Origin of the sequence: Xanthomonas sp. D-36-1 (assembly GCF_017746155.1) — a bacterium.
In the GTDB taxonomy this organism is placed as follows: domain Bacteria; phylum Pseudomonadota; class Gammaproteobacteria; order Xanthomonadales; family Xanthomonadaceae; genus Xanthomonas; species Xanthomonas cissicola.
Map to the genome: position 1 here is coordinate 18,629 of NZ_JAGHWR010000015.1, position 11,004 is coordinate 29,632.

Annotated in this window: 11 protein-coding genes; 9 read left to right on the forward strand and 2 right to left on the reverse strand. The window is 65.3% G+C overall.

What is annotated here, in order from left to right; genetic code table 11:
- Positions 1 to 116: 116 nt before the first annotated feature.
- The 3 genes from J7367_RS04825 to J7367_RS04835 all read left to right on the forward strand — a co-directional run bounded on the left by J7367_RS04825 (position 117) and on the right by J7367_RS04835 (position 3,029).
- Entirely contained in the window at positions 117 to 1,457 is a 1,341-nt protein-coding gene (locus J7367_RS04825) for a dicarboxylate/amino acid:cation symporter (protein ID WP_057659834.1), read from the forward strand.
- Between the two features lie 9 nt (positions 1,458 to 1,466).
- Entirely contained in the window at positions 1,467 to 2,303 is an 837-nt protein-coding gene (locus J7367_RS04830; protein ID WP_057659831.1) for a class I SAM-dependent methyltransferase, read from the forward strand.
- Positions 2,304 to 2,537: 234 nt separating this feature from the next.
- Complete coding sequence (locus J7367_RS04835; RefSeq protein WP_022558987.1) at positions 2,538 to 3,029, forward strand: acyl-CoA thioesterase; 492 nt, start codon at positions 2,538 to 2,540, stop codon at positions 3,027 to 3,029.
- Between the two features lie 222 nt (positions 3,030 to 3,251).
- Here the strand turns inward: J7367_RS04835 and J7367_RS04840 are convergent, their stop codons facing one another.
- Both J7367_RS04840 and J7367_RS04845 read right to left on the reverse strand, forming a co-directional pair.
- Complete coding sequence (locus tag J7367_RS04840) at positions 3,252 to 4,001, reverse strand: C40 family peptidase (RefSeq protein WP_057659830.1); 750 nt, start codon at positions 3,999 to 4,001, stop codon at positions 3,252 to 3,254.
- 109 nt (positions 4,002 to 4,110) lie between these two features.
- A complete protein-coding gene (locus J7367_RS04845; protein WP_057659967.1) occupies positions 4,111 to 4,653 on the reverse strand; it encodes a C40 family peptidase in 543 nt (180 codons plus the stop codon).
- 109 nt (positions 4,654 to 4,762) lie between these two features.
- Here J7367_RS04845 and J7367_RS04850 point away from each other — a divergent pair, with 109 nt between their 5' ends.
- The 6 genes from J7367_RS04850 (at position 4,763) to J7367_RS04875 (ending at position 10,971) form a co-directional block, all read left to right on the forward strand.
- Positions 4,763 to 5,242, forward strand: coding sequence for a peptidylprolyl isomerase (locus J7367_RS04850; RefSeq protein WP_007964764.1), 480 nt, complete (start codon positions 4,763 to 4,765; stop codon positions 5,240 to 5,242).
- Positions 5,243 to 5,473: 231 nt separating this feature from the next.
- Positions 5,474 to 6,718, forward strand: coding sequence for a DUF418 domain-containing protein (locus J7367_RS04855; protein ID WP_057659828.1), 1,245 nt, complete (start codon positions 5,474 to 5,476; stop codon positions 6,716 to 6,718).
- 7 nt (positions 6,719 to 6,725) lie between these two features.
- A complete protein-coding gene (locus J7367_RS04860) occupies positions 6,726 to 7,976 on the forward strand; it encodes an FAD-dependent oxidoreductase (RefSeq protein ID WP_057659964.1) in 1,251 nt (416 codons plus the stop codon).
- Positions 7,973 to 9,343, forward strand: coding sequence for a glutathione-disulfide reductase (gorA, locus tag J7367_RS04865; protein WP_057659826.1), 1,371 nt, complete (start codon positions 7,973 to 7,975; stop codon positions 9,341 to 9,343). Before J7367_RS04860 ends, gorA begins: the two co-directional genes overlap by 4 nt.
- Positions 9,344 to 9,827: 484 nt before the next feature.
- On the forward strand, positions 9,828 to 10,235 hold the full coding sequence (locus tag J7367_RS04870) for an MGMT family protein (protein WP_007964761.1): 408 nt from the start codon (positions 9,828 to 9,830) through the stop codon (positions 10,233 to 10,235).
- 40 nt (positions 10,236 to 10,275) lie between these two features.
- A complete protein-coding gene (locus J7367_RS04875; RefSeq protein WP_003486879.1) occupies positions 10,276 to 10,971 on the forward strand; it encodes a rhomboid family intramembrane serine protease in 696 nt (231 codons plus the stop codon).
- The last annotated feature ends 33 nt before the right edge of the window (positions 10,972 to 11,004 follow it).

An 11,004-nucleotide genomic window follows, 5' to 3' on the forward strand; every position in this document is an offset into this window, starting at 1 on the left:
TTATGCCGCGATGGGTGGTGTCACACCGATGACACAGCGCTGTTCCAGCCGTGGTCTCGCGGGCAGAGCAGCCCTGGGCTATGGTGCAAGCACTTTCCCCCGGAAGATTCGACGATATGAAACTGGTTGCGGCGTGGTTGCGCATTCCGTTCTGGCAACGCGTGGTGGCCGGCTTTGCGCTAGGCGCGATCGTCGGCGCGGCCATGGGCCCGGCAGCCGATGTGTGGTTCGGTCCCCTGGGTGATCTGTACGTCACGCTGATCAAGATGATCGCCATCCCGCTGGTGTTCTTTGCGGTGATCAATGCGATCTCGTCGTTGCACGGGCAAAAGTCGGTTGCCGCACTCGGCGGGCGCACGTTCTTGTGGTTCGTGATCACCGCAGCATTGGCGGTGGCCGTGGGCCTGGCGGTCGGCACGATCATGCAGCCGGGCGCCGGCCATTTCAGCCTGAGCGTGGATTCGGCCTGGAAACCGCGCGATGTGCCCAGCCCGGTCCAGGTGCTGCTGGATGTGGTGCCGTCCAACCCGTTCTACGCATTGACCGGTATCGGCACCAAGACCAACGCGGCCGGCGAAACGGTGCTGGCGGCGGGGCGTGGCTCGATCCTGCCGGTGATCTTCTTCGCCGCGTTGCTGGGTTTTGCGATGGTCAAGCTCGGCGAGCGTGTGGCCGAGGCGCGCAAGCTCACCGGGCAGTTGAGCGACATCATGATCCAGGTGACGCGCTTCGTGCTGGAGATGACTCCGCTCGGCACCTTTGGCCTGATCGCTGGCCTGGTCGGCAGCTACGGCTTTTCGAAGCTGCTGCCGTTCGGCAATTTCGTGCTGGCGCTGTATGTGGCCTGCGCGATCCACATTGTGGTGGTCTACAGCATCCTGCTGCTCGCACATGGGCTCAACCCGTGGAAGTTTTTCCGCGGTGCCGCGCCGGGCATGCAGGTGGCGTTCGTCAGTTCGTCGAGCTTTGCGGCAATGCCGGTGGCGATGCGTTCGATTACCCACAACCTGGGGGTCAGCAAGGACTACGCCGCATTCGCGGTACCGCTGGGCGCCAGCATCAAGATGGATGGCTGCGGCGCAATCTTTCCAGCGTTGTGCGCGGTGTTCATCGCGCAATACACCGGCGTCCCCCTGACCGCCAACCAGTATTTCGTGGTGCTGATCGCCTCGGTGCTCGGCAGCTTCGGCACGGCCGGCGTACCGGGCACGGCGGTCATCATGGCCACGGTGGTGCTGAGTGCGGCCAATCTGCCGTTGGAAGTGATCGGCTACCTGTATGCGATCGACCGCATCCTGGACATGATGCGCACCATGACCAACGTCACCGGGCAGATGCTGGTGCCGGTGCTGGTGGCCAAGGAAACCGGCCTGCTCGACAAGAGCATCTACGAATCCGCCTCCACCAATGTGGGACTGGAAGATCCGCCCGCTGACAGCGCCAAACCACTGCGCTGAGGCAGCTTGATGCGTGCCGGATTTCCCGTGCTGCGCGAACGGCTGCAGCAGCTGCCCGAGCTGGAACGCGTCGATGGCGTGCTTGTGCAGCGCGGCCTGGCGGAGGACCCTTTCGAGCAGCGCTACCTGGAGATCCGGCGCAAGGAAGGCCGACTCTACACCGATGCGCAGGTGCGCAGCCTGCCGCGTCCGGGCGGAACACTGGGGGCAACGCTGGAATGGCGCGTGCGCGCGCTGTCGAGCAGTTTGCTGGCGCAGCACCTGGCCACGCATGCCGGCGAGGGCGCCATCCTCGAACTCGGTTGCGGCAATGGCTGGCTATCGCACGTGCTGGCGCAGTCGCTGCAACGCGAGGTCTGCGGCATCGACGTCAATCGCACCGAGCTCAGCCAGGCCGCACGCGTGTTCGGCCATGCGGCGGGCCTGAGTTTCATCGCTGGCGACATCCAGACCGTGGCACTGCCGCGCGACGCGTTCGACATCATCGTGCTGCCCGCCTGCGTGCAGTATTTCGCTGATCCTGGCGCGTTGATCGAGCGCTTGCTCGCGCATCTGCGCGAGGATGGCGTGCTGCATATTCTCGACAGCCCGCTCTACGCCACGCCGCAGCACGCCCAAGAGAGTGCCGCACGTAGCCTGCGCTACTTCACCGAGCTGGGCGTTCCGGAACTGGCTGCGCATTATCACCAGCATACCTACGCTACGTTCGACCGCTTTGCAGTGCAGTGGTTGTTCGACCCGCGTCGTTGGAGTGCCCGCATGCGAAAGGCGCTCAGGTTGCCGCAGCCGCATTTCCCGTGGCTGTGTCTGCGCAAGCGCGACAACCTTGAGGTGATTGGCGGTTGAGCGTGCTTTTTGACGTTGTTCGATCATGCGGGGCAACGGGGAGTCGGGCGATCTGACGATGACGCTGCTCAGGCTCACGGGACGAATTTCAACGCATCCCGCACCTTGGCTGATGACAGGTCTTGTGCCGATCTTCGTTGCGCTCACGTCGACCGGTACGGCAATCGCGCTGTGGGTACGACGAGTTCCACCCACATGGCACACTTCCAGCTCATCCATTGACGAGGGCGGGCGGTGATTGGCCAACAGCGTGATCTGACATTTCGTTTTCTGGCCGAGCCCAGCGACGTCAACTTCGGCGGCAAGGTGCATGGCGGCGTGGTGATGAAGTGGATCGACCAGGTTGGTTTTGCGGCGGCCAGTGGTTGGAGCGGGCATTACTGCGTCACCGTGGCGGTGGGCGGTATCCGCTTCGTGGCGCCGGTGCGCATCGGCGATCTGGTGGCCGTGTCGGCCAAACTGGTCTACACCGGCCGCAGCAGCATGCATTTTGCGATCGATGTACGCGCGCGCAGTCCGATGGGCGGCGATTCGCGCCTGTGCACGCATTGCATCATCGTGTTCGTGGCGATGGATCCGGACGGGGTCACCCCGGTGGAAGTGCCGTCCTGGCGGCCAGATACCCCGGAAGATCAACGTCTGGCGGAATACGCGCTCAAGGTGATGGAGTTGAGCAAGGGCATCGAGGACACCATGGCACGGTACAAGGCCGACGCCTCGCAGTAAGCCGCATCCGGTATACGGGTAGATCATCTGCCCGACGACGGCGTAGGCGGTGCGGGCAGCGTGGCTCCTGGTGCGCCTGGCGCGTGGGTGGGTAGGCGCCGATAGAGGCTGCGCGGTCGCACACGGACGTCGCGGCCCGGTTCCGCGCAACAAAAAGGCCGCGAGATCGTCGCGGCCTTCTTCGACTGAGTCGAAAGCAACCGAGTCGAAAGCAACCGAGCGTTACAGCACCCGGCGCGCCTGGATGAACTTCTCGCTCCAGTAGCCGCTTGCCAGCGAATCAACGCGCACGTCCTTGCCGCGGCTGGGCGCGTGCAGGAACTTGCCGTCGCCGACCACCAGGCCGACATGGTCGATACGGCCACGCTTGCCGAAGAACACCAGGTCGCCAGCCTTCAGCGCGCTCGGGTCCTTGATCAGCTCGGCCGATTCGTCGCGGGCAATGTCGCGCGAGACGCGCGGCAAGTCGATGCCGAGCGCAGTCTTGAATACATAGCCGACCAGGCCGCTGCAGTCGAACCCTTCGGTGGATTCGCCGCCCCAGACGTACGGAGTGCCGAGCTGGGCCATGGCGCGCTGCAGGATCACCTGCACGCGGCTATCGGCCACGGCGTTCTGGGCAGCATTGGCTGCGCTCTGCGACACGTCGTAATTGGCAAGCAGGCGGCTGAGATCGCCGGCGAACATCGCCGAGCGGTCCATCAGCGGAATGGCGTCGTTGGCAGCCAGGTGCGGAAGCAGGGCGGCCAGTGTTGCGGTGGCAGCGGCGTCGGCGCGGCTGCGGGTTGCGGCTTTCTCGGCGGCGACGGCGCTGTCAGGCGTGGTCGTCTGCGGAGCGGATGGCGTGCTGCTGGCGGTCTGCGCGAATGCAGGAAGTGCTGCAATCAAGAGAGCGGTGGCGCATAGCAGGCGGAGCGGTTTCCGGGGCGGAAGCGGTGCGGCGCCAGTTTTGATCTGTTCGTCGTTCGTCACGCGGGAATCACAGTTCTGCTGTCGATGCGAGATGATGCCCTGGTGAAAGAATCGTTACGTTCAAAAAAAGTTAACTTTCCGTTTTATGACTTGTGATTTCCGTCACATTTTAGTGCAAAACCCGCTTTGAACCTGAATAATGGTCACGCCAGTAAGCTCCATCAAGAAAGTCCAAGCGGACCGTACCGCCGGTGGTAGGGGCATGCACGAAGCGGCCTTCACCGACATAAATGCCAACATGGGTCACGTTGCCTCCAGCGCCGAAAAACACCAGATCGCCGGTGGCAAGTCGCTCGGGCGGGATGCGCGGGCCCTGGATTGCGGCCAGTTCGCGCGAGGTGCGCGGTAGTGCCAGGGCCAGTACGTCTTTGTAGACATAGGTGACCAGTCCGCTGCAGTCGAAGCCGGTCTCCGGCGTATTGCCGCCGAACCGGTACGGGGTGCTCACCAGCCCCAACGCCCGCATCAAGATGTTGTTGGCGGCGGCCGGGTCGGCCGGCGGCACCTGCGGCCACACGCGCGCGGCCGCAGGGGGCGCGGCCGCGCGCCGCACCGGCGCGTGCGACGAACAGCCCCCCAGGAGCAGCAGGCCCAGCAACAGGCTGGCCGCGGCGCGTCGGGCGCTGGCGGCGAAAACTGGCGTGATATGCATGGAGCCGGGATAATGGGCGGTTCGAAAGGTCGCCATGATGGCGGCGCACCCGGCGGCCGACAAGCCGTCCTCAACCGTCTGCCACCGGGCAGCCCATTCAGAGCCAGGCATGAAGATCGAAAAAGACAGCGTCGTCCGCTTCCATTACACCGTTTCGGAAATCGGCCAGGAGCCGATCGAGAGCTCCAAGGAGCGTGACCCGTTGGCGATCATGATCGGCCACGGCAACATCATCCCGGGCCTGGAAGCGGCCATGATGGACAAGGAAGCCGGCGAGAGCTTCGGTGTGGACGTCAAGGCCACCGACGCCTACGGCGAATACCGCGAAGGCCTGAGCCAGCGCGTGCCCAAGAAGCATTTCGGCGCCACCAAGCTGGTGCCCGGTACCCAGGTCGTGTTGCAGACCAACTTCGGTCCGCGCGCAGTGACGGTGCAGAAGGTCGGCATGAGCGTGGTCGATGTGGACCTCAATCACCCGATGGCCGGCAAGGATCTGCACTTCGACGTGGAGATCGTCGAAGTGCGCGAAGCCACCGCGGAAGAGCGCGACCACGGCCATGTGCACGGCGACGGCGGTCATCACCACTAAGGTCGGTCACGCACGCACTCGCGTGGCGGTTGGACGGGTGGGACGCATGCGCGCCACTGACGTAGGCCGGCCATCCGGCGCTACGGTGGTGCATGCCGGCCACACGCACATCGGCCCATGTCTGTGGGTTGCCGCGGTGCGTGCATGATTGCTGTTCCTGACGGCCTGCCCCATCGGCGGGCCGTTCGCATTCTGCGGCGCGCGCCGCCGCATCTGGTTGCCTGAGCCGTGATGACATCCCGCGACGTGCTGCTCCCCATTGCTGCGACCGAGCGCATCGTCGTGCTGGATGTCCTGCGCGGCGTGGCATTGCTGGGCATCCTGCTGATGAACATTGAAGCCTTCGTCGGGCCGCTCGATCTGGCCATGACCGGCGTGGAGCCGCATTGGCATGGCGCCGACCGGGTTGCCGATGCGCTGGTCTACGTGTTCGTGCAAGGCAAGTTCTACACGCTGTTTTCGCTGTTGTTCGGCATGGGCTTTGCGGTGATGGCGCAGCGCGCCGCACAGGCCGGGCGCGCATTCTTCGGCCTGTATCTACGCCGCACCCTCGGGCTGTTGGCGATCGGGCTTGCCCATGCATTGCTGGTGTGGTCCGGCGATATCCTGGTGACCTATGCCCTGCTGGCGTTGCTGCTGCTGAGTGCGCGCAACGTGCCGACGGTGACGCTGCCGTGGCTCGCTGCATTGGTGTACCTGTGCGCACCTGGGTTGACCTTGCTGTACGGCGTGGCAGGCGAGCTGGCGCAGGCCGATCCCGCTGCGACGGTGCAGTGGAAAGCGGCGATGGCCGACGCCGCGCAGCAGGCGCTGGCGAATGTGCAGGCGCAGCGCGCCGCATTCGGCAGCGGCACTTACCTGCAAGCGACGGTGCAGCGCTGGCATGACTTTCAGGAAGCGATGACCGGCCTCAGCATCAACGGCCCGGCCATGCTCGGCATGTTCCTGCTCGGTGGCTGGTTCGTGCGCAGCAGTGCGATCGCCACGCCCGAGCGCTTCCCACGCTTGTTTGCGACGCTACGCTATGGCGTGTTGCCGCTCGGGCTGGGCGTGATGCTGGCAAGTTATGCATTGGAGCCGTGGATCGATCCGGCGCGTCTGGACCTGCGCCTGTCCGGCGCCTTCGCGCTGTCGCTGGTTGCAGGGCCGTTGATGTGCCTGGGCTATGCCGCGTGGGTGGTGCGCCTGGCACCGCGCCTGGCATGGCTTGCGCCAGCAGGGCGGATGGCATTGAGCAACTATCTGCTGCAATCGCTGGTCTGCACCGGCATCTTCTACGGCTACGGGCTGGGCTATTTCGAACAGCTGCCGCGGGTGTGGCAACTGCCGTTCGCACTGGCACTGTTTGCGCTGCAGGTGCTGCTGAGCCGGTGCTGGCTGCACTGGTTCCGCTTCGGGCCGATGGAATGGCTATGGCGCAGCGTGACCTATCTGCAGGTGCCGCCGATGTGGCGTGGCGCTGGGCGCGCCGGGTAGCGCCTGCATGCACGGGAGCCGCGATGATGTGCTGGTGGTCGGCGCGGGCGCGATTGGCCTGGCCACCGCGCTGGCACTTGTCGAAGCGGGCCGGCAGGTGCGTGTGCTCGATGCCGGTGCGCCCGGTGCGGCGACCTCCTACGGCAATTGCGGCACCATCACGCCGAGCCATGCACCGCCGCTGGCGGCGCCCGGCATGATCGCGCAGGCACTGAAATGGATGTTCACCCCGGATGCGCCGCTGTATGTCCCGCCACGCCTGGATCCGGAGTTATGGCGCTGGCTACTGCGCTTCGCGCGGCGCTGCAATGCACGCGATTGGCAGTCCAGTGCACAGGCGCGGGCGGCGCTGTTGCACGATGCGCGGCAGCGTTTCGACGCGTGGGTGGCGCAGTACGCGCTGGAGTGCGAGTTTCGCAACGATGGGCTGGATTACGTGTTCGGCGATGCGCGTCGCTTTGCGCGATACCGCGACGAATGCGCGTTGCTGGCGCAGTGGGGTATCCGGGCAGAGGTCATCGATGGTGCGGACTATGTGCGCCAGGATCCCGCATTTCGCGATGGGATCGCTGGCGCGATCCACTTCCCGGGCGATGCGCATCTACGCCCGGAGCAATACACCGCAGAGCTTGCGAGAGTGCTGCGCGCACGTGGCGTGGCGATCGATGCGCACTGCCGCGTGCAGGCAATCGTGCCCGATGGAGGCGGCAGCTGCGTGCAGACCGCGCACGGCAAGCGCCGTGCGCGCGAGGTGGTGATCGCAACCGGGCCATGGTCGCCGGTGCTGGCGGCGCAACTTGGCCTGCGCCTGCCGGTGCAGGCCGGCAAGGGCTATTCGATTACCTACAGCGCGCCGCGTCTGGTGCCGCGCCGCCCGGTGGTGTTGAAGGACCGCTGGGTGTTCGTGGTGCCGTGGCGCGACCGCCTGCGCATCGGCAGCACGATGGAATTTTCCGGGCGCGATACGCAACTCAATCCCACACGCCTGGCTGCGTTGGAGCGTGCGGCGGCCGAATATCTGCATACGCCATGCGGGCCTGCGGTGATCGAGCGCTGGTACGGATGGCGGCCGATGATCTGGGACGATGTGCCGGTCCTGGGCGCGCTGCCAGGCCATCCTCACGTCTGGCTCGCAGCCGGGCATGGCATGCTCGGCATCAGCATGAGCACTGCAAGCGGACAATTGATGGCCGACCTGATCACGGGCCGCGCACCTGCGCTGGACCCGCATCCTTACCGGGCGGAGCGTTTCGCGTGAGTGCGCGTTACGACTACGACGTGGTGATTCTGGGCGGCGGGTCCGGCGGCCTCGCGGCGGGATTTCGCGCCGCAAAACATGGCGCGCGCGTAGCGATCATGGAGCCCGACGAATTGGGCGGCACCTGCGTCAATCTCGGTTGCGTGCCGAAGAAGGCGATGTGGCTGGCCGCCGATCTGGCCGGCAAGATCGAGTTGGCCAGCGCATTGGGATTCGATGTGCCGCGCCCGACGTTGGCCTGGCAGGAGCTGGTCACGCATCGGCAGGGGTACATCGCCAACATCCACGCCAGCTATCGACGCCGCCTCAACGAAGATGGCGTGGTCTTGATCCCGCAGCGCGGCGTATTGCAGGACCGCCATACCGTCATGGGCAGCGACGGCGTGCCGGTGACCGCCGGGCACATCGTGATCGCCACTGGCGCGCACGCGTTACGCCCGGACGTAGAGGGCGCAGAACATGGCGAGGTCTCCGACGATTTCTTCAATCTCTGCCATGCGCCCGAGCAGGTTGCGATTATCGGGGGCGGCTATATCGCGGTGGAAATCGCCGGGCTGCTGCAGGCCTTAGGGAGCCGCGTGCATCTATTCGTGCAGGGCGAGCGCTTGCTGGAACGCTTCGATGCGGAACTGACCTTGCAGTTGGCCGACAACCTGCGCCATCTGGGCGTGCGGCTGCACTTCGGTTTCACCACCACCGCATTGGAGCGCGATATGCACGGTGCGCTGCGCGTGCATGGGCATTCCGTACATCCGCGCGAGCAGGGCAACGACATCTTCGACAAGGTGTTTTTCGCGGTGGGCCGCCGCGCCAATACCGCCGGGCTGGGTCTGGACACCGTGGGTGTTGCGCTTGGCGACAAGGGCGAAGTGGTGGTGGACGACGGGCAGACCACCAACGTGCCGAATATTCACGCAATCGGCGATGTGGGCGGCAATGTCGGACTGACGCCGGTGGCGATCGCGGCGGGGCGCAAGCTGATGGACCGCCTGTTTGGTCACCAACCGGATGCGCGCATGGATTACGAAAACGTGCCCAGCGTAGTGTTTTCGCACCCGCCGCTTGGCAATGTCGGGCTCACCGAAGAACAGGCACGTGCGCGCTACAACGGGGCGGTGCGTGTGTACCGCAGCAATTTCCGCCCGATGCTGCACGCACTGGCCGACGCGCCGCAGCGCAGCCTGTTCAAGCTGGTGTGCGTGGGCGAAGAAGAACGTGTGGTCGGCGTGCATCTATTGGGTGAGAGCGCCGACGAAATGCTGCAAGGCTTTGCGGTGGCGGTGAAGATGGGTGCGACCAAGCGCGACTTCGACGAGACCGTGGCGATTCATCCCACCTCGTCTGAAGAGATCGTGTTGATGCACTGAGGCCGAGGTGGCCGAGGTGGCCGGGGTGTGGCAGGTTAGCGGGCTAGTGACGCCCCGATCGGTGCGCCATCGAAGGCCGCTACAAATAGCGGCAGCAGCGGGCCCTGCCGCGATCTAGCATCGAGCTGTGGTTTTCGTAAGCGGCGTACCCTCATCCGGCGCTGCGCGCCACCTGCTCTCCCATGAGGGGGCACAATGTCCGGCAGGTAGAAGGATGAGAGCCCCTCTCCCTGCGGGAGAGGGGTTGGGGTGAGGGTTCGGTACATGCGACTCATCAATTCAACTCGATCTGCTACTGAAGATTGGTCGAGCCGCTATCCAGGGTCGAATGACAACTGAGCGCATTGCCTAATCGTCTGTGCGTGGCTGCGTCCCGTACCCTCACCCCAACCCCTCTCCCGGGGGGAGAGGGGCTTGTAGTTTCCCTTCGTGTGGGACGGGTTCGATGCGCACACGCGCGCCCCTCAGCTGGCATGCTTGCGCGATGTCCAAATCTCGCCATCTAGCGTCGCGCCCATCCACCAGCCCTGCTGCGCGCGCCGGCGCCAAGGGGGAAGCACTGTCAGGCGAGCAGGCGCGGCTGGGCATTCTTGCGGTGATCCGTGCGATTCCTGCGGGCGAGGTTGCCGGTTACGGCGAAGTTGCCGAGCGCGCCGGCCTGCCGGGCCGTGCGCGGCTGGTGGCGCGCGTGCTCAGCGGAAACGATGACCCGCAGCTGCCCTGGCACCGTGTACTGCGCAGCGATGGCCGGATTGCCTTGCCCGAAGGCTCGGCAGGCTACCGCGAGCAATGCCAGCGCCTGCGCGCCGAGGGCGTCCAGGTGGAACGGGGCCGTGTGCGCCGGGCCAGCGCCGCACAGCGGCTGGATGCGGCCGTGTGGGGGCCTTCATAAGCCTGCCGTTATCATCGGCAGCAGTCCGAAGGAAGCCGCCATGCCTCAACTACCGCCCATCACCAAAGCATTACTGATCGCCAACATCGGCTTGTTCCTGCTGCAATGGGCGGTGGGCGACCTGGGCGCCGGCGTGTTGCCATCGGACAGCGTGTTGTCGTGGCTGATGTTGTGGCCGCTGTCCAACGGCTTCGATGCGTTCTCGCCGGGCGCCAGCTTCATGCCGTGGCAGCTGCTGACCTACGCGTTCCTCCATGGCGGCTTCAACCATCTGTTTTTCAACATGCTGGCGCTCTTCATGTTCGGCGCGCCGTTGGAGCAGACCTGGGGCCAGAAGCGCTTTCTCACCTACTACCTCGTGTGCGTCGCCGGCGCCGGGCTGTGCCAGTTGTTGATGGCCTGGTTCACGCAAAGCGGTGCGCCGGTCGTGGGCGCATCGGGCGGCGTGTTCGGTCTGCTGCTGGCGTACGGAATGCTGTTCCCCAATCAGCGCGTGATGCTGCTGTTCCCGCCGATTCCAATGAAGGCGCGGACCTTCGTGATCGTGTTCGGCGCAATCGAGTTATTGCTGGGGGCGACCGGTTGGCAGCCTGGCGTGGCCCACTTCGCGCATCTGGGCGGCATGCTGTTCGGCTGGCTGATGATCCGCTACTGGCGCGGGCAGTCGCCATTCGGCGGCAGCGGCGGAAGGAAGGGCGGTGGGAAGCGCAAGCCGCCGTTGCGCGTGGTGCGTTGAGATAGTCGCGGCGTGGCAGATCCACGTTGCTCC

Coding starts and splice junctions, on each gene's coding strand:
- J7367_RS04825 (WP_057659834.1), top strand. CDS start 117: ATGAAACTGGTTGCGGCGTGGTTGCGCATTCCGTTCTGGCAACGCGTG.
- J7367_RS04830 (WP_057659831.1), top strand. CDS start 1,467: ATGCGTGCCGGATTTCCCGTGCTGCGCGAACGGCTGCAGCAGCTGCCC.
- J7367_RS04845 (WP_057659967.1), bottom strand. CDS start 4,653: ATGCATATCACGCCAGTTTTCGCCGCCAGCGCCCGACGCGCCGCGGCC.
- J7367_RS04850 (WP_007964764.1), top strand. CDS start 4,763: ATGAAGATCGAAAAAGACAGCGTCGTCCGCTTCCATTACACCGTTTCG.
- J7367_RS04855 (WP_057659828.1), top strand. CDS start 5,474: ATGACATCCCGCGACGTGCTGCTCCCCATTGCTGCGACCGAGCGCATC.
- J7367_RS04860 (WP_057659964.1), top strand. CDS start 6,726: ATGCACGGGAGCCGCGATGATGTGCTGGTGGTCGGCGCGGGCGCGATT.
- J7367_RS04870 (WP_007964761.1), top strand. CDS start 9,828: ATGTCCAAATCTCGCCATCTAGCGTCGCGCCCATCCACCAGCCCTGCT.
- J7367_RS04875 (WP_003486879.1), top strand. CDS start 10,276: ATGCCTCAACTACCGCCCATCACCAAAGCATTACTGATCGCCAACATC.